Annotated in this window: 22 protein-coding genes; 15 read left to right on the forward strand and 7 right to left on the reverse strand. The window is 59.9% G+C overall.

Features of this window, described 5'->3' with window-relative positions:
- Positions 1-392 precede the first annotated feature (392 nt).
- The 5 genes from K1W69_RS16345 (at position 393) to K1W69_RS16365 (ending at position 4,270) form a co-directional block, all read left to right on the forward strand.
- Complete coding sequence (locus K1W69_RS16345; RefSeq protein ID WP_220229499.1) at positions 393-1,292, forward strand: DMT family transporter; 900 nt, start codon at positions 393-395, stop codon at positions 1,290-1,292.
- A 336-nt stretch (positions 1,293-1,628) separates the two neighbouring features.
- The gene (locus tag K1W69_RS16350) at positions 1,629-1,844 is read left to right on the forward strand and encodes a cold-shock protein (protein WP_220229500.1); all 216 of its coding nucleotides are present in this window, start codon (positions 1,629-1,631) and stop codon (positions 1,842-1,844) included.
- Between the two features lie 288 nt (positions 1,845-2,132).
- Entirely contained in the window at positions 2,133-3,149 is a 1,017-nt protein-coding gene (locus tag K1W69_RS16355; protein WP_220229501.1) for an amino acid ABC transporter substrate-binding protein, read from the forward strand.
- A 145-nt stretch (positions 3,150-3,294) separates the two neighbouring features.
- Complete coding sequence (locus K1W69_RS16360) at positions 3,295-3,579, forward strand: hypothetical protein (protein ID WP_220229502.1); 285 nt, start codon at positions 3,295-3,297, stop codon at positions 3,577-3,579.
- Between the two features lie 190 nt (positions 3,580-3,769).
- Positions 3,770-4,270, forward strand: coding sequence for a BA14K family protein (locus tag K1W69_RS16365; RefSeq protein ID WP_220229503.1), 501 nt, complete (start codon positions 3,770-3,772; stop codon positions 4,268-4,270).
- A 6-nt stretch (positions 4,271-4,276) separates the two neighbouring features.
- Here the strand turns inward: K1W69_RS16365 and K1W69_RS16370 are convergent, their stop codons facing one another.
- Both K1W69_RS16370 and K1W69_RS16375 read right to left on the reverse strand, forming a co-directional pair.
- Positions 4,277-4,930 carry an MBL fold metallo-hydrolase gene (locus K1W69_RS16370; protein ID WP_220229504.1) on the reverse strand — a complete coding sequence of 218 codons (654 nt, stop codon included), beginning with the start codon at positions 4,928-4,930 and terminating at the stop codon, positions 4,277-4,279.
- A 64-nt stretch (positions 4,931-4,994) separates the two neighbouring features.
- A complete protein-coding gene (locus K1W69_RS16375; protein ID WP_220229505.1) occupies positions 4,995-5,885 on the reverse strand; it encodes a branched-chain amino acid aminotransferase in 891 nt (296 codons plus the stop codon).
- Between the two features lie 206 nt (positions 5,886-6,091).
- Here K1W69_RS16375 and K1W69_RS16380 point away from each other — a divergent pair, with 206 nt between their 5' ends.
- From K1W69_RS16380 to K1W69_RS16390, 3 genes are read left to right on the forward strand one after another with little or no spacing between them, the layout of a single operon-like run.
- Positions 6,092-6,574 (forward strand): MarR family winged helix-turn-helix transcriptional regulator, encoded by a 483-nt coding sequence (locus K1W69_RS16380; RefSeq protein ID WP_220229506.1) that lies wholly within the window; start codon positions 6,092-6,094, stop codon positions 6,572-6,574.
- Between the two features lie 21 nt (positions 6,575-6,595).
- A complete protein-coding gene (locus K1W69_RS16385) occupies positions 6,596-7,294 on the forward strand; it encodes a response regulator (protein ID WP_220229507.1) in 699 nt (232 codons plus the stop codon).
- A gap of 52 nt (positions 7,295-7,346) precedes the next feature.
- On the forward strand, positions 7,347-8,729 hold the full coding sequence (locus tag K1W69_RS16390) for an ATP-binding protein (RefSeq protein ID WP_220229508.1): 1,383 nt from the start codon (positions 7,347-7,349) through the stop codon (positions 8,727-8,729).
- A gap of 8 nt (positions 8,730-8,737) precedes the next feature.
- Here the strand turns inward: K1W69_RS16390 and K1W69_RS16395 are convergent, their stop codons facing one another.
- The 4 genes from K1W69_RS16395 to K1W69_RS16410 form a co-directional block, all read right to left on the reverse strand.
- Positions 8,738-9,079, reverse strand: coding sequence for a tRNA-binding protein (locus K1W69_RS16395; RefSeq protein ID WP_220229509.1), 342 nt, complete (start codon positions 9,077-9,079; stop codon positions 8,738-8,740).
- Between the two features lie 5 nt (positions 9,080-9,084).
- Entirely contained in the window at positions 9,085-9,894 is an 810-nt protein-coding gene (proC, locus tag K1W69_RS16400; protein WP_258571149.1) for a pyrroline-5-carboxylate reductase, read from the reverse strand.
- Positions 9,895-9,899: 5 nt separating this feature from the next.
- Entirely contained in the window at positions 9,900-10,400 is a 501-nt protein-coding gene (locus K1W69_RS16405) for a type III secretion system chaperone family protein (protein ID WP_220229511.1), read from the reverse strand.
- A gap of 316 nt (positions 10,401-10,716) precedes the next feature.
- The gene (locus K1W69_RS16410; protein ID WP_220229512.1) at positions 10,717-11,031 is read right to left on the reverse strand and encodes an accessory factor UbiK family protein; all 315 of its coding nucleotides are present in this window, start codon (positions 11,029-11,031) and stop codon (positions 10,717-10,719) included.
- Positions 11,032-11,200: 169 nt separating this feature from the next.
- Between K1W69_RS16410 and lgt the strand changes: the two genes are divergently transcribed.
- The 7 genes from lgt (at position 11,201) to K1W69_RS16445 (ending at position 17,906) form a co-directional block, all read left to right on the forward strand.
- Positions 11,201-12,046, forward strand: a complete 846-nt coding sequence (lgt, locus tag K1W69_RS16415; RefSeq protein ID WP_220229513.1) for a prolipoprotein diacylglyceryl transferase — start codon at positions 11,201-11,203, stop codon at positions 12,044-12,046.
- Positions 12,043-13,137 carry a class I SAM-dependent methyltransferase gene (locus K1W69_RS16420; RefSeq protein ID WP_220229514.1) on the forward strand — a complete coding sequence of 365 codons (1,095 nt, stop codon included), beginning with the start codon at positions 12,043-12,045 and terminating at the stop codon, positions 13,135-13,137. Before lgt ends, K1W69_RS16420 begins: the two co-directional genes overlap by 4 nt.
- 53 nt (positions 13,138-13,190) lie before the next feature.
- Positions 13,191-14,009 (forward strand): peptidoglycan editing factor PgeF, encoded by an 819-nt coding sequence (pgeF, locus tag K1W69_RS16425; RefSeq protein ID WP_220229515.1) that lies wholly within the window; start codon positions 13,191-13,193, stop codon positions 14,007-14,009.
- Positions 13,993-15,144 carry a M24 family metallopeptidase gene (locus K1W69_RS16430; RefSeq protein WP_220229516.1) on the forward strand — a complete coding sequence of 384 codons (1,152 nt, stop codon included), beginning with the start codon at positions 13,993-13,995 and terminating at the stop codon, positions 15,142-15,144. Before pgeF ends, K1W69_RS16430 begins: the two co-directional genes overlap by 17 nt.
- Positions 15,145-15,175: 31 nt before the next feature.
- A complete protein-coding gene (locus K1W69_RS16435) occupies positions 15,176-15,766 on the forward strand; it encodes a hypothetical protein (RefSeq protein ID WP_220229517.1) in 591 nt (196 codons plus the stop codon).
- A gap of 122 nt (positions 15,767-15,888) precedes the next feature.
- Complete coding sequence (locus K1W69_RS16440; protein WP_220229518.1) at positions 15,889-16,821, forward strand: ribose-phosphate pyrophosphokinase; 933 nt, start codon at positions 15,889-15,891, stop codon at positions 16,819-16,821.
- 8 nt (positions 16,822-16,829) lie between these two features.
- Entirely contained in the window at positions 16,830-17,906 is a 1,077-nt protein-coding gene (locus K1W69_RS16445) for an AbrB family transcriptional regulator (protein WP_220229519.1), read from the forward strand.
- Here K1W69_RS16445 and K1W69_RS16450 read toward each other — a convergent pair.
- Positions 17,898-18,476 carry a TetR/AcrR family transcriptional regulator gene (locus K1W69_RS16450; protein ID WP_220229520.1) on the reverse strand — a complete coding sequence of 193 codons (579 nt, stop codon included), beginning with the start codon at positions 18,474-18,476 and terminating at the stop codon, positions 17,898-17,900. The two genes, K1W69_RS16445 and K1W69_RS16450, sit on opposite strands and share 9 nt — an antisense overlap.
- Positions 18,477-18,516: the final 40 nt, after the last annotated feature.

Here is an 18,516-nt window from a genome sequence, read left to right on the forward strand (position 1 = left end):
AAACGCAAGGCGCATATGGGCTCGGCTTCGGCACAACTTAAACGCTTTTGTGACTGTCACAAACTTATCGCGAGAAGGCCCCAATTCGGCCCTTTATCCGACCGAATTCACCTCTTTATTTCACCGTGTTGAGCGAATGCGAGGGTGGTTTTATGGAGTCGGACATCGACTATACGGAAAAGCATAGCAGGGAAAAACAGACGCGGATCCGCTACTATCTTTGCGCCTTCGCGGTATTCTCATGCGTCGCTCTGTTTTTGAACCTCACCGTCATTTATTGACCGCCGCTCTCCATCCGCGCCCGTCGCAGGGCGCAAACCTGGGCTTCTTGCCTGGGGCTTCCTCTCCTGATAGGGCGTGACCGGTTTCGGATCGCAGGCAGGGTGAGCACGATGGGTCGGGCGCAGGCCAATATGCTTTTGTTGCTGGCAGGGGCCATCTGGGGCGCCGGGTTCGTCGCGCAGTCGACGGCCATGGACGACATGGGGCCGTTTCTCTTCATAGGTCTGCGCTTTGTCTTGGCGACGCTTGTGTGCCTGCCGTTCGCTTGGATGGAAGCGAGACGCGCGTCTGAAAAGCTGGACCGGGCGTCTGTCAAGGGATTCGTCTGGATCGGGGTGGCCCTGTTTCTTGGAATGGCCAGCCAGCAAGTAGGCCTGCTATCCACAAGCGTCACCAATTCCGGGATTCTGACAGGGCTTTATGTGGTCTTTGTACCGGTGCTGTCCGTGATCTTCCTCCGGCAGCGCCCACACGCCGTCATCTGGCCTGCTTCGGCTGTCGCCTTTTGCGGCATCTGGCTTTTGAGCAGCGGATCCATGACCGGTCTGTCAGTCGGCGACCTGCTGACGATCCTGTGCGCCGTCTTCTGGGCGATCCAGGTAACTCTCATCGGATATTTCGGCCAGTCTTCGGGTCGGCCGCTGGCGCTTTCATGCGTGCAGTTCGCCATCTGCGCAGCGCTTTCCCTTGCGGTCGCCGTGGCGATCGAGCCCATTCGCCTTGATGCGATCGCCGCCGCAGCGCCGGAAGTTCTCTATTCGGGTATTTTCGCCAGCGGGCTGGCCTTCTCGCTGCAGGCCGTCGGCCAGCGATTCACAACGCCAGCGCAGGCGGCCATCTGCCTGTCTTCGGAGGCTTTGTTCGCCGCCCTCTTCGGCGCATTGCTGCTTTCCGAACGCTTCACGATAGCGGGCTATTTGGGCTGTCTGCTCATTTTTTTGGCAATTCTGACGGTCGAAATAGTTCCCTTGACGCGAAACAAGCTAATGCAAGACCAGGCAGCCGACTAACGATAGTTTATTTATTTAGTTAACTATCAATGCTTTAACAGAAGGCAGACACTCAAATCGGGAATCGTCATAAAACTTTCTCTTGCTAATTTCCACAACCTGCATCACTCTACGCGTCGTTCGGGCAAATCTACGAACACGGGAAAACCTATTGAAAGCCATGCGGACCGGAGACGCATAATATTCCGGGTGATAAGCTAGCAGGTCATTTGAACCGCCAGGATCACGATAACAGGGACCTTTCCTCACCAATTCGAGAACTGCCTGCCTTGCCCGGAAACGGGTAATACAAGATACGTGGGTAAGCGACCTGCGGAGCAAAGAGGACCTGAAAGCATGGCCGAGACTGGCACTGTGAAGTTTTTCAATACCGACAAGGGCTTCGGCTTTATCAAGCCGGACAATGGCGCGTCGGACATTTTCGTACATATCTCCGCTCTGAAGGATTCGGGTCTCGAGACCCTGATGGAAAATCAGAAAGTAAGTTTCGACACGGAACCCGACAGACGCGGCAAGGGACCGAAAGCGGTCAACCTGTCGATCGTTGGCTGATCAGATCGAAATATGAAAGCGCCCGGCAATGCCGGGCGCTTTCAATTTCGGTCGCCAGTTCCTCCGCAGCTTGCGGTTCGCAAGTCGCCATCTGCGCCGGTTGCGCGTGGATTGCCACGGCGGCCGAACGAACGCCTGCGACCGGACCTTTGCCCTGTAGCATCGCTCGCCTCTGTAATTTTGCCGCAGGAGGCTCATTGGATATTCCAATGGCGGCCCTGACCGAATACTATCAAGAGTTGAATACTGTAGTAATTTTCAAAATTTGTTTTGGGAGGAAGAGATCGCATGAAAACCGCGCTTCTCAGTTTTTTCGTCGGCTCACTCATCGCTTTGGGCGCTGCGCCGGCAGTTTCAGCCACTTTGGATACGGTCAAGGAAAATGGACAGCTGGCCTGTGGGGTGAGCCAGGGTAATCCCGGTTTTTCCAACCCCGACAGCAATGGCGTCTGGAGCGGATTTGACGTCGATTACTGCCGCGCCGTCGCAGCCGCAATCTTCGACGACCCGCAAGCGGTCACATTTCGTCCCCTGTCTTCGCCGGAACGGTTCACGGCGCTTCAATCGGGCGAAATCGATGTTTTGTCGCGCACGACGACCTGGACCATGTCGCGCGACACCACGCTGGGCGCCAATTTCGTCGGCGTCATGTATTATGACGGACAGGCCATGATGGTGCGCAAGGGCCTCGGCCTTAGATCGGCGCTCGAACTGTCTGGCGCCTCGGTCTGCAGCGCGACCGGCACCACCACCGAATTGAACGTGGCCGACTTCTTCCGTCTCCACGACATGCCCTACGAACTGGTCGCATTCGAAAAGAATGACGAAGTGACCCAGGCCTACGACGCCGACCGATGCGACGTCTACACGACAGATGCTTCCGGACTTGCCGCCAACCGGCAGAAGCTGACTGATCCGCAGGCCCATGTGATTCTGCCGGAAATCATCTCAAAGGAGCCCCTCGGACCCGTTGTTCGTCAGGGCGACGATCAGTGGCTCAACATCGCCAAATGGGTTCTCAACGCCCTGATAAACGCCGAAGAACTTGGCGTCACCCAGGCGAATGTCGATGAGATGAAATCCTCCGAAAACCCCGCCATCAGAAGGCTTCTCGGTGTGGAAGGCGCATTCGGGGAAGACATCGGACTTGGCGACGACTGGGCCTACAATGTCATCAGACACGTCGGAAACTATGGTGAGATCTTCAATCGCAATGTCGGTCCGGACACGCCGCTGGGCATTGCGCGGGGCATGAACGCCCTGTGGACGGACGGCGGCCTGCTCTACGCGCCGCCAATACGGTAAAAGTAAACGCAGCACGGTCTGCGTAAATTGAATAATTGTATTATTTCAACGGCTTCCGTTCAGATACGATTCATCGTGACAATCGTACTTTCCGGGCATGAATAAGCAGATCGTCGATCTGCCCTTGCTCGGAAAGGAGCCGGTCATGAATAAAATTACCCTCACCGCCATCGCAGCCGTCATTGCGGTCGCGTCAGTTGCGCCGCTCGGCGCCGCCAATGCAGCCGGCATGAATCCAGGCGCGCCAGGCAAGCCGCCGCATGTTCAGCCGCACCAGCCGATCTACAAGCCGCATAAGCCGAATACGCCGCGGCCGCCGGCCTATTGCTATCCCGTCGTCGTCAAGAAGAATGACAATACTGCCGCCATTGGCCTCATCGGGTTCGCGGCAGGCGCGCTCCTCGGCAACGCCCTGGCGAATTCCAGATAGCGCCGGTATCCGGGAATTCCGGAGGCCGCGACGCGGCGAATATGGGCGCTTCCGGCGCAATTTTGAGGCGCCACAGGATAACCGAATTTGTCTGTTCAGATTCCGTTCAGCAACAGGATCTCATAATGGCCGGGAACGGATGCATCGAAATATCCGTTTCTCGGTATGATGCAAATGCGGGAATGAACACATGAACTTGCTGAGTAAATCGCTTCTGGCCGTGATGGCCATGTCGGTTTCGGTCATGCTGCCGCTCAGCGGCGCAAACGCCGGAGGACCGCCTCCACCGCCCCACAAATACTATGGAAAATGGCACAAGGCGCCGTATCCGCGCTGGGGACCGAGATATGGGCCCCGTCCCTACTGGTACGGTCCGCGCGCCTACTACGGTCCTCGCGGCTACTATTACGGTGACGACGCGGTCGCCCTCGGCGTGCTCGGACTTGCCACAGGGGCCATCATCGGCGGCGCCATTGCGGAAAGCAACCGGCCAGGATCGTACAACAATCCGTTGCCTGCGCCGTCAGCTCCTCCGCCGGCCGGCTACCGCACAAGCGGGCCCGTCGCGGGCGCCGAACCCTGGAGCGACGAATGGTACCGCTACTGCGCGAACAAGTATCGCTCGTTCGACGCGACAAAAGGCACCTATCGCGGCTATGACGGCCGGGACCACTTCTGCGTCGTCAGATAGAGCGCGTCAGGCGGACAGCCCGGTCAGGAAAGGATTGGTGCGGCGTTCCTCGCCAATCCTGCCGCCGGGGCCATGGCCGCAAATGAAGCCGACGTCGTCGCCCAGCGGAAAAACCTTTGTGCGGATCGATTCCAGCAACTGTTGATGATCGCCGCCGGGAAGATCGGTCCTGCCGATCGACCCGCTAAACAGCACATCGCCGACATGGGCGAACTTCGCGGCGCGATTGTAATAGATCACGTGGCCCGGCGCGTGACCCGGACAATGATAGACCTCGAATGCGTGGCCATCGAAGGCGAGGCTCTCGCCCTCCTCCAGCCACTTGTCGGGCGTCACGTTTCTGACCGCGCCGTCCAGGCCGCACATCGCGGCCTGATCCTCCAGCCCGCTCAGCAGCGGCAGGTCGTCGCGATGCGGACCGATGATCTCCACGTCCAGCGCATCCTTCAGGTCCATCGCGCCGCCGGCGTGATCGATATGTCCGTGGGTCAGCCAGATCGCCGTCACATCGATGGCGTTCTTCTCGATGACGTCCTTTATCTGGTCCACATCGCCGCCCGGATCGATGACGACCCCCTTCTTGCTCTCGGAATCGAACAGGATGGTGCAATTCTGCTGGAATGCGGTGACCGGGATGATCCCCGCCTGAAGCTGACCCATAAAATTTCCTCCGAAGACCGAGCGCCGTCAGGCGCAACGCCCCGCGCCCCTCGTGAACCGCCTGCTATTCGGCGGCCTGCTTGATCGGTTGCACAGCGTTTGTGTAGTCGTTCATCAGGTTTTCGGTAATCTCGCCGACGGTGAACCGGTACGGCCCGATTTCTGATACCGGCGTGACTTCTGCGGCCGTTCCGGTCAGGAAGCACTGCTCGAACTCCGCCATCTCCTCCGGCATGATCGTGCGCTCGACAACCTCGTAATTGCGCTTTTTCGCGAGATCAATCACTGTCCGACGCGTAATGCCGTCAAGAAAACAGTCGGGCGTCGGGGTATGAATGACGCCGTCCTTGACGAAGAAGATGTTCGCGCCCGTTGCTTCCGCCACGCGACCGCGCCAGTCCAGCATCAATGCATCCGCATAGCCTTTAGCCTCGGCGGCGTGTTTGGACAGGGTGCAGATCATGTAAAGACCGGCCGCCTTTGCCTTACTGGGCGCGGTGGCCGGATCAGGCCGCCGGTATTGGGCGATATCCAGGCGAATGCCCTTGAGCCGCTCTTCCGGCTTGAAATAGGACGGCCACTGCCAGATCGCGATCGCCACGTTGATCTTGTTGCTTTGCGCCGAGACGCCCATCATCTCGCTGCCGCGCCATGCGACGGGGCGGATATAGGCATCGTCGAAACCCTGCATCTTCAAAAGGCTGTTGCAGGCCTGATCGATCTCCTCGACGGTGAAGGGAATTTCAAAGCCGAGGATACGCGCCGATTCAAAAAGGCGTTCCGTGTGTTCGCGGAGCTTGAAGATTGCGCCTCCATAGGCGCGCTCGCCCTCGAAGACGCTGCTTGCATAGTGCAATCCGTGCGTCAGCACATGCACCTTCGCGTCCTTCCAGGGGACGAATTCTCCATTGAACCAAATATGTCCATCGAGTTGATCGAAAGGAGCCGATGCCATAGCGTTTTCCTCCGGCGCTTGAAGCGAGCCTGGTTGTTTTGATTGCGGGACCTTCTTGTTTCCGTATAAAACCCGCTAGGGGTTGTCCATCGTAGAATTTTCCGACGGCGATCCGGCCACGGCGCCAAATCCTTGACGCCCGGCAACGCTAGCAATAGCATGAAAATATGTCAACAAGGCTGACATATTTGAAGGGAAATGGCCACATGTCGTCCGACCAGGCAAGGAAGACGTCCGAGGAAAAAACAGTAACCGGACCGATTTCCGACGCCGAGGGCATTGATTTCGATCTCATCGAACAATTGTTCTTCGCCTATCGCGACTTTACGTCCGACCCTGACGCCATTCTGGAAAAGTCCGGTTTCGGCCGGGCGCACCACCGTGTTGTGCATTTCGTCAACCGGCAGCCGGGAATGACCGTCGCCGACTTGCTCGACACGCTGCGCATCACCAAGCAGAGCCTGGCGCGGGTTCTCAAGCAATTGGTGGATTCAGGATATATCCACCAGGTCGTGGGTCCGAAGGACCGTCGGCAGCGCCGCCTGTACCCCACCCTGAAAGGACGCGAACTTGCGCTGGAGCTGGCGCGGCCACAGTCTCGCCGCATAGCCAAAGCACTTAGTGCGCTTGATCCGCAAGGTCGTGATATGGTCAGGACATTCCTGCAAGGTATGACCGACACGGATTGAGCGCAGAAGAAGGACGATCGCATGGCTGCAAAACCCCTCTCCGACGACGCGGCGCATCTTCTTGTCATCGATGACGACACTCGTATCAGGGACCTGCTCAATCGGTACCTGACCGAGCAGGGCTATCGCATCACCACCGCAAGCGACGCAACCGAGGCGCGCCGGAAGCTTGCCGGCCTCGAATTCGATCTGCTGATCGTGGACGTGATGATGCCCGGTGAAAACGGCGTGAACCTCACGAAGTCCCTGCGCGAGGTGCGCGACGTCCCGATTCTTATGCTGACGGCGCTCGCAGAAATAGACCATCGCCTGGAAGGCCTGGAAGCCGGCGCCGATGATTACCTGCCCAAGCCCTTCGATCCGCGTGAACTTGTCTTGCGCATCAACAACATCCTGAAACGCGGCGGCCCGGTCGATATTCAAAAGATCGAGCAGATCGTCTTCGGCCCCTACACATTCGGCCTCGCACGGCGCGAACTCAAGCGCGGCGCCAACGTCATTCGGCTTACAGACCGCGAGCAGGAAATCATGGTTCATTTCGCTGAACGCCCCGGCGAGACCATTCCGCGCCACGAACTGGTGGGCAACGACGTCGGCATTGGCGAACGGACGATCGACGTCCAGATTAACCGGCTGCGCCGCAAGATCGAGGACGACCCGGCCAATCCGATGTGGCTGCAAACTGTCAGGGGCATTGGATACCGCCTGAGTGTAGAATAAGGTGTAGCCGATTTCGACAGCCGTGGCAGGAGATCCACGGCAGGGACGGCTGATGACGACCATAGATTCCATAAGACGCGAATACGACCAGCACCCGCCCCGCGGCCTGAACCGCTTTACACGCTGGTTCACCCGGCGCATTCCGACCGGCCTTTACGGACGCACCTTGCTGATCATCATCGTTCCGATGGTGCTGCTGCAGTCAGTCATCGCCTTCGTCTTCATGGAGCGCCACTGGCAAACCGTGACACAGCGTCTGTCGACGGCGGTGGTGCGCGACATCGCCGCGATCATCGACGTGATCGAAACCTATCCGCAGGACGCCAATTATGATGAGATCGAACGCATAGCCGCACAGCGTCTGGGGCTGAGCGTCGCAATTGAACCGGCCGGCAGCCTGCCGCCGCCAATGACAAAGCCGTTTTTTTCGATACTTGATTCCATTTTGAGCGAGGAAATCACCCACCAGATCCGGCGGCCGTTCTGGATCGACACGGTCGGCAACTCCAATCTCGTCGTGATCCGGATACTTCTGGACGACAAGATAATCCGTGTCTTCGCGCGGCGCAGCCAGGCCTATGCGTCGAACACCCATATCTTCCTGTTGTGGATGGTCGGCACGTCGCTGGTGCTGCTGGTCATCGCCATCCTATTCCTGCGCGGCCAGATCCGGCCGATTCTCAGCCTTGCCCAGGCCGCCGAATCCTTCGGCAAGGGTCAAAAGACGCCGGAGGATTTCCGCCCGCGCGGCGCCGACGAGGTGCGACGGGCCGGCCTCGCCTTTATCCGCATGCGCGAACGCATTGAGCGGCAGATCGAACAGCGCACCGCCATGCTGACCGGCGTCAGCCATGACCTCAGAACAATCCTCACCCGGTTTCGACTGCAGCTCGCCCTCGTTGGAAACGCCGACGAAGTAAAGAGCCTGAGCGACGATGTCGACGACATGCAGTCAATGCTGGAGGGATATCTGTCTTTCGCCCGCGGCGAGGCCGAAGAGGATGTCGGCGAACTCGACCTCGAGGAATTGCTGGAAAAACTCGCTGACGACGCCAAGCTCCGCGGCCACAGCCAGACCACGTCGATCGAGGGCAATCCAATCGTCACGGTTCGGCCGAAAGCATTCACCAGGCTTGTCACCAATCTGGTCTCGAACGCCTGGCGATACGCCGACCACGTCGACATTCAGGTGCAGGTCAACCGCAGTTGGTTGACAATTACCGTCAACGACGACGGACCGGGCATACCGGAAAAGATGCGGGAAGAGGTGTTCAAACCGTTCTTCCGGCTCGACGAGGCGCGAAACCAGGACACCAGCGGCACCGGCCTCGGCCTTTCAATCGCAAGGGATATCGCCAGAAGTCATGGCGGTGACATAAGGTTGTCGACAAGCCCGCAAGGCGGTTTGCAGGCAATCGTCCGCGTTCCGGCTTAAACGCGGCGCTAAAACAGCTTGCCGCCGTCGGGCACCTTCTTGTCGATCGCCGCAAGCACGACCGCGCCTTCTTCATCCGGAAAGCCAAGCACCAGCACTTCGGACATGAACGGTCCGATCTGCCGTGGAGGGAAATTCACGACCGCCATCACCTGCCGGCCGACAAGTTCTGCGGGCTCGTAATATTTGGTTATCTGCGCGGAGGATTTCCTGACGCCGATCTCGGGCCCGAAATCGACCTTCAGCTTGATCGCCGGCTTGCGCGCCTCGGGGAATTCGGACGCCTCGACGATGGTTCCCGCCCGGATGTCGACTTTCTCGAAATCCTGCCATGCTATCGTCTCGCTCATCGCAATTACCCCGCCAGTTCTCCGGCGCGTTTCTTTGCAGCAGCGACAGCGCGCGTCAAGAGATCCTGCATCGCGTCGCCGCCCATGAGCACATCAAGGGCCGCCGCCGTGGTCCCGCCAGGGGAGGTAACGTTTTTGCGCAGTGTCTCGGCCGGATCGTCGGAACGGCGCATAAGTTCTCCGGCGCCGGACACGGTCGCTCGCGCAAGCCGCATCGCGATATCCTCGTCCAGTCCCGCCCTGCGACCGGCCTCGGCCATGCATTCGGCGAGATAGAAAACGTAAGCGGGCCCGCTGCCCGACACCGCGGTGATGGCGTCGATGAGCGGCTCTTCGTCAACCCATTCGACAGGGCCCGTAACAGACAACATCCTGTCGGCGGCGTCACGCTGCGCCGGGCTGACGGCTGCGTTGGCCCAGGCGCCTGTAATGCCGCGTCCCACCATTGCAGGCGTGTTCGGCATCGCCCGAACAACGGCGATATCGCCGAGAAACGACTGGATCGTCGAAACCGTCGTGCCTGCGGCGATGGATATGCACAGCGTATCGTCGCCAATCATGCCGGTCAGCGCTGGAAGCGCCGTCTCCATCATTTGCGGCTTCACGGCCAGGACAACGATCGCCGCCTCCACATCGGAAGGCGCGGCTTTCTCATGCCGCAGGCCGTGCTTGTCGATAAGGAGTTGCACTGTGGGCGACGGCGACGGATCGACGATGATATAGGAGCCGGCGTCCGTGTCGGAGTCCAGCCAGCCGGCCAGCATCGCGCCGCCCATATTGCCGGCGCCCACAAGGACGGTCGGAGCGGAAGACATTTCCGTCACGCTTCTCCAACTGTTTCGAACATCACTGTGTCGACGGCCGCCTTGGCGTCCATTCCCGACCAGATCACGAACTGGAACGCCTGGAAGTAGAGTTCGCATGTTTCGAGCGCGCTCGACAGCAGCACCTCCACCTGGGCGTTGGTCGGCTCCGCGCCTCCGGCCAGCAGCAGCGACTGCCGGAATATGATGACATGTTCCTGCTGCCACAGATCGAAATGCCCCATGAGCACCTGGCCGTTTACCTCGAACAGGAGCTTGACCACCTCGTTGACCCGGTTGTCCGGCACATTGATATCGAATGCGCAGGCCAGATGGAGGGCCTCGTAATCCTCCATCCAGGAAAATGAGATGTGGTAATCCGACCAGCGCCCCTCGATCGTCATGGCGATCTCGTCTTCGCCCGACCGTTCAAAGGACCACTCGTTGCTCGTTGCGACAACCTCGATCATGTCGACCGGATTGGACTGTCGCTCATATACCAGTTCCATAAGACCCATGCCGCACCTTCTCAGTCTGGAATTCAATACTCACGGTGATCGAAAACGGACGCCGAAACATGATTACCGTTTACGCGCAAACCCGTTCGCCCGCACAAGATTGCGAAACAGACCCGCAACCGGATCAACCGGCCCTCGTAGCGACCCGTTTCGAATCATCTTGTAAAATCAGTGTATAATGGCAGAGTCTGAGAACCAGCCCCTTTTTGGAGCCTGCTCCAAATCACATGTGGACAGTGTTGTGGGCGGTGACTCTAAGAGATTCTGCGGAAAGGACTTTTCCGGATTCCGGGACGCCTGAATTTTTTTATGAATTTTATTTGGCGGCCGTGTCCGGAGCCGTTTTTTTACGCGTCGTCGACGATTTGGCAGCCTTTTTCTGTTCGGAGAGCTGCGCTTCGAGTTCATCGATGCGTTTCGCCAGCGCCTCGTTTTCGTCGCGCGCCTTCACGGCCATCTCCCGCACTGCTTCGAATTCTTCCCGCTGGACGACGTCCATGCCGGCAAGCACCCGTTCCATCTGCGTTTTGAAAGCCGTTTCCATTTCATTGCGCGCGCTCTGGGCCACACCGGCGGCGTCCGTCATCAAACGGGCGAATTCATCCATGAATCGATTGGGTCCTGACGTCATAGCGATGCCTCGTTGTCTGTGAAAAATCCGTTTTCCCGGCGCGTCGGACCGCAAACGGGAACGCCCAAGAGGTAGGAGTTTCAGCGTCGACATGCAAGTCTTGACCTCGGACAACAAGCCCGGCATGGTCCGCGCGCAGTTGAGCCCTTGAAACCGAAAGATCGCGTTCATGGAAACCGTTCAGGCGGTATTGCCCTATCCGAATATCGATCCGGTCATTTTCTCGATCGGACCCGTCGCGATCCACTGGTACGGCCTCGCCTATGTCGTCGGCATTCTTCTTGGCTGGCGCTATGCGCGCAAGGTGGTTTCCACCAACCGCCTCTGGGCAGGCGACAGACCGGCAATGACGGTCACCGATCTGGACGATTTCCTGCTGTGGGCCGCCGTCGGCATCGTGGCCGGCGGTCGCGTCGGATACATGCTGTTTTACGACTGGCCGACCTTTGCGGCCAACCCCTTGAGCATATTGGAGGTCTGGAACGGCGGCATGTCGTTTCACGGCGGCCTGCTCGGAACGATACTGGCGATGTTTCTGTTCGCCCGGGTCCGGCGCATTTCCACCTGGAGCCTGTTCGACGTGGTCGCCGCGTCAACGCCGCTCGGTCTGCTGCTTGGCCGCATCGCCAATTTCATCAACGGAGAATTGTGGGGCAAGACGACCGACGTCCCCTGGGCCATGGTCTTTCCAACCGGAGGGCCGGAGCCACGCCATCCGAGCCAGCTTTATGAAGCGTTCCTGGAAGGGCTGGTGCTTTTCACTCTCCTGGCTTTCCTCATCTGGCGCATGGGCAAGCTCAAATCGCCCGGTTTCGTCAGCGGCGCATTTCTGGCCGGCTACGCCGTCAGCCGCATCCTGGTCGAGTTCGTGCGTCAGCCGGATGTCCAGATCGGCTACCTGTACGGCGGCTGGCTGACGATGGGCATGATCCTGTCCTCCCCGATGCTGGTGCTCGGCCTCCTCGTCATGGCGATAGCCAGACCCGCCGCCGGAACCGCGGACACCGGAAAATGACAACTCCGCTGGGCGGAAAGATCGCCCGCCTGATTCGCCTCAACGGCCCGATCGGCGTAGCCGATTATTTCTCCCTGTGCCTCGCCGATCCGGACTACGGCTATTACCGCACGCGCGAGCCGTTCGGCGCGGAGGGCGACTTCATCACCGCGCCGGAAATCAGCCAGCTTTTCGGCGAATTGATCGGCGTCTTCCTCGTCAACGCCTGGAAAGCGCATGGCGCGCCTTCGCCCACGCGCATCGTTGAACTCGGGCCCGGACGCGGCGTCCTGATGGCCGATGTGCTGAGGGTGGTCCGCAAACTCGCGCCCGATCTCGCGGCTACGGCGACGGTCGAGCTTGTCGAGACCAGCGAAAGACTGAGAAAGATCCAGTCCGACGCGCTGTCCGCATATACAGCGCCCGTACGCTGGCATGACGATATCGACACGATAGAGCCCGGCTTTACGCTGCTGGTGGCGAACGAGTTTTTCGACGCCCTTCCGATCCGCCAGTTCGTTTCCACCGATTCCGGCTTTCGCGAAAGGATGGTTGCGCTCAACGACGATGATGACAAACTCGTCTTTTCGGTCGGATCGGCATCTCTCGACGACAGCCTTCTGCCCGCTCACGCCGCTATCAGCTCCGGAACCGTGTTCGAGATTTCCCCTGCCCGCAACGCTGTCGCCGCAAAGATCGCAGAGCGGATCGAAAGAGATGGCGGCGCCGGTCTCATTATCGACTACGGGCACCTCCGCTCCGGCTTCGGCGACACTTTGCAGGCGGTGCGTGAACACAGATACTTGTCTGTGCTCGGAACGCCCGGAGAGGCTGATCTGACAAGCCACGTCGATTTTGAAATGCTGGCCCAAGCCATGCGCGGCGTTCATGTCATGCCGGTGATGACACAGGGCGATTTCCTGCTCGCGCTCGGCCTTCTTGAACGCGCCGGTCGGCTCGGCGCCGGCAAGGACGAAGACGCGCAGCAGCAAATCACCGCCGCCGTGCACCGGCTTGCAGGCGACGGAAGTCATGATATGGGTAACCTTTTCAAGGTAATGTGCGTCACCGGCGACAAACTGGATCTGGCGCCATTTTTTACGGATAATTGACATGCACGGTCACATTACACATCATTTGACCGTGCGAAGCTGAGGGGCCAACCATGCTTGACCTGGGCCGACCTGATCCGATTGTCAGCGACATGCTGGAGGAGGCCTGTTCAAAAACCGCAATTCGTCATGGCTATTTCACCCGGATCGGAGGAACGTCCGGGGGAATCTATCGCGGATTGAACGTTGGCCTCGGATCGGATGACGAGCCGGGCGACGTACGGGAGAATCGCGCCCGGGTTTGCCGCTGGTTCCATTTGCCGGAAGACAGTCTGGCCACCCTGCACCAGATTCATTCGACGGACGTCGTCGTGGTGGATCGACCGATGGACGACATGCGGCCGAAGGCCGACGCCCTCGTCACCGCCACGCCCGGCATCGTGCTCGGCGTGCTTACGGCGGATTGCGGGCCGATCCTTTTCGCTGACCCGGAGGCTCGCGTTGTCGGCGCCGCCCATGCGGGCTGGAAAGGCGCATTGAACGGCGTGGCGGAAGCGACGATCGATGCGATGGTGTCGCTGGGCGCCCGACGCGAGGCCATCATCGCCTGCCTCGGCCCGTCCATCAGCGGCGCAAATTACGAAGTCGGTCCGGAATTCGTTGATCGGTTCCTGGCGCAAGGCAGCGCGAACGCGGTCTATTTCGAACCGTCGGCCAATGACGGACACCGGATGTTCGATCTCCGGGCCTTTACGCTCGACCGGCTGGCGACGGCTGGCGTGCGGCCGGTTTCTGTCGGCGAATGCACCTACGCCGACGAAGACCGTTTCTTTTCATTCAGACGCGCCACCCATCGTGGCGAGCCGGACTACGGCCGGCAGATTTCGGCAATAAGCATAATCGACGGGGAGAACCATGGCGCTGCAGTTTGAGAGGGAAGAATACAAGTGGCGAATGCGTCGCTTGCTGGATGCAATGGAAGACAACAAGCTCGACGCCATGCTGCTCTTCGCCCAGGAGAGCATGTACTGGCTGACGGGATACGACACGTTCGGCTTCTGCTTTTTCCAGACGCTCGTCGTCACCGCCGACGGCTCCATGACCTTATTGACCCGCTCGGCCGATATGCGCCAGGCGCGCCATACCTCGATCATCGAAAACATCTCGATCTGGACGGACCGCGCCAACGCCGATCCGGCGGTCGACCTGAAGAACCTGCTGAACGATCTCGACCTGCTGGGCAGCAGGATCGGCGTCGAATACGACACGCACGGCCTGACGGGCGGCAATTGCCGCAAGCTCGACAACCAGTTGCAATCCTTCGCCGATCTCAGCGATGCGTCGCACATCATATCGCGTTTGCGGCTGACCAAGAGCCCGGCGGAAATCGACTATGTCAAACAGGCCGCGACGCTGGCCGATGCGGCGCTTGACGCCGCGCTGCCGCTGGTCGCGCCCGGCGCGGACGAAGGCGATATCCTCGCCGCCATGCAGGGCGCCGTCTTTGCCGGAGGCGGAGATTATCCGGCGAACGAGTTCATCATCGGATCCGGCGTGGACGCCTTGCTATGCCGCTACAAGGCCGGCCGAAGGAAACTCGACGAGAACGACCAGCTCACACTCGAATGGGCGGGCGTGTTTGCTCATTATCACGTGGCGATGATGCGCACCGTCATAGTCGGCAAGCCGACGGAAAGGCACCTGGAACTCTACGACGTATGTCGCGAGACCATTGAGGAAATCGAAGCGGTGCTGCGGCCGGGCCACACCTTCGGGGACGTTTTCTCCACCCATGCCAGCACCATGGAGCAAAGGGGAATGACACGGCACAGGCTGAACGCCTGCGGCTATTCGCTTGGCGCGCGCTTTACGCCAAGCTGGATGGAACGCGAAATGTTCTTTTCCGGCAACCAGCAGGAAATCCGGCCCGACATGTCCCTGTTCGTGCACATGATCATCATGGATTCGGAAACCAACACGGCCATGACGCTTGGCCAGACATATCTTACCGGAGAAGAGGGGCCGACGCCGCTTTCGGCGCATGGTCTCGATCTGATCATCCGGTAGGACCGAGAGCGGGGGAAAGGAAAGCGCAGGCGTGCGAACGATCCCGACCTTGACGATAGTCGGTGTTTTGATACTGGCGCTTGCCGGCTGCAATGCGGGCAGGACGCTCGGACTGTCCCGGGGTCCGCAGCCCCCGGCGGATATTCCGGGTGAACAGCAGACGCTGCAGCAGGCCGGCCTCGTCAACGGAAATACGCAGACGCAAGCCTCCGGCTCGCCCATCCAGAACTCCCTGGCGGCGCTTCCCGGCCGACGCAGGGGAACCATCAGCTTCACGCCTGTCATCGGCGCGCCGATCAGCGCGGTTCAACCCTTGTCGAGCGGGCTCGGTTCCGCGGCCCGCAGCAACGGTCTAATGATCGTGAACGCGATGAGCGGCGACAGCGATCACATTCTGAAGGGTTACTTCTCCGCGTTTTCCGACGGCGACACGACGACCGTCGCCTTTGTCTGGGATGTACTCGACAACAATGGCATGCGCCTCCACCGCATTCGCGGCCAGGAAGTCGCGCAAGGGTCCGCGTCGGATCCCTGGTCGGTCGTCAGCGCCGGCGTCATGGAAACAATCGCCTCAAAAACCATCAGCGACTATCTGGCCTGGCGCGCGACGGCGCGATCCTGAATTTCCTTTCCCGGCAAACTCCTGATTCCTGTTTAAAATCACATAATCCCGCGCCAGTCTCTTGCAATCGCATGCGAGGCCGTTAAAAGCCGCGGTAGAACACCGTGACGACAGGCAGCGCCATGAAAGTTTTCGCAGGCAACTCCAACCGGATCCTGGCGGAATCCATCTGCAATTACCTCAATATTCCTGTTGGGAACGCCACCGTCAGACGGTTCGCCGATCAGGAAATCTTCGTTGAAATCAAGGAAAACGTCCGGGGCGAGGATGTATTCATCATCCAGTCCACGTCGTATCCCGCGAACGATCACCTGATGGAGCTTCTCATCATGACCGACGCCGCGCGGCGCGCCTCCGCGCAGCGCATCACAGCGGTTCTGCCCTATTTCGGCTACGCCCGCCAGGATCGCAAACCCGGTCCCCGCACGCCCATCTCAGCCAAGCTCGTCTCCAACCTGATTACCGAGGCGGGCGCCAACAGGGTTCTGACCCTCGACCTGCACGCCGGCCAGATCCAGGGCTTCTTCGATATTCCGACAGACAACCTCTTCGCCGTGCCGATTCTCGCCCGTGACATCAAGGACCACTATGATGTGTCCAACGTCATGGTCGTCTCGCCGGACACCGGCGGCGTCGTACGGGCGCGAGCGCTCGCAAAACGCCTCGACGCCCTGCTCGCCATCGTCGACAAGAGACGCGACAGACCCGGCGAATCGGAAGTCATGAACGTCATCGGCGATGTCGACGGAAAAGACTGCATCCTCATCGACGATATCGTCGATTCGGGCGGAACGCTCTGCAACGCCGCCGAAGCGCTGCTGAAGAACGGCGCCACAAGCGTCACCGCCTATATCACGCACGGCGTTTTGTCCGGAGGCGCGGTCGCGCGCGTCACCTCCTCCAAACTGACGGAACTGGTGATCACGGATTCCATCCAGCCCACCACCGCAGTTCAGAACGCCCACAATATTCGGGTCATCAGCACCGCCAGCCTCATCGGCGAGGCGATTAACCGCACGGCGTCTGAATCCTCGGTTTCCAGCCTGTTCGATTGAGCGCGAACGTGTCCAGTTGGATGGACCGCATACCGGTCCGTCAGACCAGGATCGTGCTCGCCACTCTCGCCATCGGCGCCGTCGGCGCCGTGATCGCCGTTGTACTGCATTTTCCCGCAGCGTTTCTGACCGGCCCTCTGATTGCCGTCACGATCGCCGGTTTCGCCGGTCTGGAACTCGACGTGCCGGTCTTTTTGCGCCACGTCAGTTTCGTCGTCATAGGCATGGTGATGGGGTCCGGCGTTTCGCCGGCGACGCTGGAGGCGGCGCGGCAATGGCCGCTGAGTTTCATCGGACTGATATTCAGCGTCACGCTCGTCATGGTCACCGGCTGGGCGATGCTTGCGCGCATCTGGAAACTCGACAACAACTCCGCCCTGCTTGCAGCGACGCCGGGGCATCTGAGCTACGTCTTCAGCCTCGCATCGGAAACCCGTAGCGACACGCTCGCCATCGGCATGATCCAGAGCCTGCGTCTGCTTGCCCTGACCCTGCTCGTGCCTTTCACGCTGGCGGGAATGGGACTGTCTTCCCCCGACAGCACGGGCTCTGTCGACGCGATGAGCCTGCCCTGGCTGCTGATCAACGCCCTCCTTGCGATCGCCGCCGGCTGGCTTTTTCTCAAGGCGCGTGTGCCGGCGGCTTTCCTGATGGCGGGCTTGCTGATTGCAACATTGAGCCACATCACCGGAATTGCCGTCGGCGCGGTGCCGCAATGGCTGTCGGTTCCATGTTTCGTGATTCTCGGAAGCCTGATCGGGACCAGGTTCAGCAACGTTTCCTGGGTGGCGTTCAGGCGCTCCGCCGGCGCCGCCGTCGCCGTGACGGTTTCGGCTTTCGCCATCTCGTTCGCCTGCGCGCTGGCCGTCGCTCACGTAACAGGACTCGATCCGAAACAGGTGCTTCTGGCCTATGCGCCGGGCGGTCTGGAGACCATGGCCGCGATCGCCGTCAACATGCATATCGACCCGGCCTATGTCGCAAGTCACCACGTCTTCAGGCTGTTTATCCTGTTGGCGCTGATCCCGCTCTTTCTCAAAGCCCCGAAACCGGATGAACGCAAGGGCGGAGCAGGCTCAGACTGACAGGTTGAGAATATCGCTCAGCAGCGCCGCCCAGTCTTGGTTGTCGCGGCCGGTCTTTCCGGTCGCCTTGGAGCCTATGTAGAAGCGCGTCACGATCGCGGCCTTGCGCCTGCGCGCCGCGGCGTCAAGCGGTTTGAGTTCGTCGATATCGCTGATCGCTTCGAAAATCGCGTCCTCCAGCTTGCGCGTCATGCACAGGGTCTTGTCGGCGACCTGCTCGTCTTTCGGCGCGACTTCGACCATGGCGTTGCACACGAAGCAGCCTCTTGCAGTTTCCTGCCGGTCTTCCTGGGCATGCCTGAACAGCGCCAGGATGCGTTCGAAGCCATCGCCGCGCGCGCCGTCCGTCAACAGCGTCGCCGCGGCCGCGATATTCTTGCGTTCATAGTGGTCGAGCGCAGCGAGATACGCCGCATGCTTGTCGCCGAACGCCTTGTAGAAAGATCCGCGCGACAGACCCATGGCGCGCAACAGCGCGGGCAGGTTCGTGGCGGAATAGCCGAAACGCCAGAAGACGTTCATGGCGCCGTCAATAGCCGCTCCCATTTCGAATTCGCGTGGCCTTGCCATGGTTCAGCGTATCTTTTCGTCCCCTTTCAGCCGGGCGCGT

The organism is Flavimaribacter sediminis, from assembly GCF_019492055.1.
In the GTDB taxonomy this organism is placed as follows: domain Bacteria; phylum Pseudomonadota; class Alphaproteobacteria; order Rhizobiales; family Rhizobiaceae; genus Flavimaribacter; species Flavimaribacter sediminis.

What these genes read in the sequence shown, in the direction of transcription:
- K1W69_RS16345 (WP_220229499.1), top strand. Translation starts at nt 393, where the DNA reads ATGGGTCGGGCGCAGGCCAATATGCTTTTGTTGCTGGCAGGGGCCATC.
- K1W69_RS16350 (WP_220229500.1), top strand. Translation starts at nt 1,629, where the DNA reads ATGGCCGAGACTGGCACTGTGAAGTTTTTCAATACCGACAAGGGCTTC.
- K1W69_RS16355 (WP_220229501.1), top strand. Translation starts at nt 2,133, where the DNA reads ATGAAAACCGCGCTTCTCAGTTTTTTCGTCGGCTCACTCATCGCTTTG.
- K1W69_RS16360 (WP_220229502.1), top strand. Translation starts at nt 3,295, where the DNA reads ATGAATAAAATTACCCTCACCGCCATCGCAGCCGTCATTGCGGTCGCG.
- K1W69_RS16365 (WP_220229503.1), top strand. Translation starts at nt 3,770, where the DNA reads ATGAACTTGCTGAGTAAATCGCTTCTGGCCGTGATGGCCATGTCGGTT.
- K1W69_RS16370 (WP_220229504.1), bottom strand. Translation starts at nt 4,930, where the DNA reads ATGGGTCAGCTTCAGGCGGGGATCATCCCGGTCACCGCATTCCAGCAG.
- K1W69_RS16375 (WP_220229505.1), bottom strand. Translation starts at nt 5,885, where the DNA reads ATGGCATCGGCTCCTTTCGATCAACTCGATGGACATATTTGGTTCAAT.
- K1W69_RS16380 (WP_220229506.1), top strand. Translation starts at nt 6,092, where the DNA reads ATGTCGTCCGACCAGGCAAGGAAGACGTCCGAGGAAAAAACAGTAACC.
- K1W69_RS16385 (WP_220229507.1), top strand. Translation starts at nt 6,596, where the DNA reads ATGGCTGCAAAACCCCTCTCCGACGACGCGGCGCATCTTCTTGTCATC.
- K1W69_RS16390 (WP_220229508.1), top strand. Translation starts at nt 7,347, where the DNA reads ATGACGACCATAGATTCCATAAGACGCGAATACGACCAGCACCCGCCC.
- K1W69_RS16395 (WP_220229509.1), bottom strand. Translation starts at nt 9,079, where the DNA reads ATGAGCGAGACGATAGCATGGCAGGATTTCGAGAAAGTCGACATCCGG.
- proC (WP_258571149.1), bottom strand. Translation starts at nt 9,894, where the DNA reads ATGTCTTCCGCTCCGACCGTCCTTGTGGGCGCCGGCAATATGGGCGGC.
- K1W69_RS16405 (WP_220229511.1), bottom strand. Translation starts at nt 10,400, where the DNA reads ATGGGTCTTATGGAACTGGTATATGAGCGACAGTCCAATCCGGTCGAC.
- K1W69_RS16410 (WP_220229512.1), bottom strand. Translation starts at nt 11,031, where the DNA reads ATGACGTCAGGACCCAATCGATTCATGGATGAATTCGCCCGTTTGATG.
- lgt (WP_220229513.1), top strand. Translation starts at nt 11,201, where the DNA reads ATGGAAACCGTTCAGGCGGTATTGCCCTATCCGAATATCGATCCGGTC.
- K1W69_RS16420 (WP_220229514.1), top strand. Translation starts at nt 12,043, where the DNA reads ATGACAACTCCGCTGGGCGGAAAGATCGCCCGCCTGATTCGCCTCAAC.
- pgeF (WP_220229515.1), top strand. Translation starts at nt 13,191, where the DNA reads ATGCTTGACCTGGGCCGACCTGATCCGATTGTCAGCGACATGCTGGAG.
- K1W69_RS16430 (WP_220229516.1), top strand. Translation starts at nt 13,993, where the DNA reads ATGGCGCTGCAGTTTGAGAGGGAAGAATACAAGTGGCGAATGCGTCGC.
- K1W69_RS16440 (WP_220229518.1), top strand. Translation starts at nt 15,889, where the DNA reads ATGAAAGTTTTCGCAGGCAACTCCAACCGGATCCTGGCGGAATCCATC.
- K1W69_RS16450 (WP_220229520.1), bottom strand. Translation starts at nt 18,476, where the DNA reads ATGGCAAGGCCACGCGAATTCGAAATGGGAGCGGCTATTGACGGCGCC.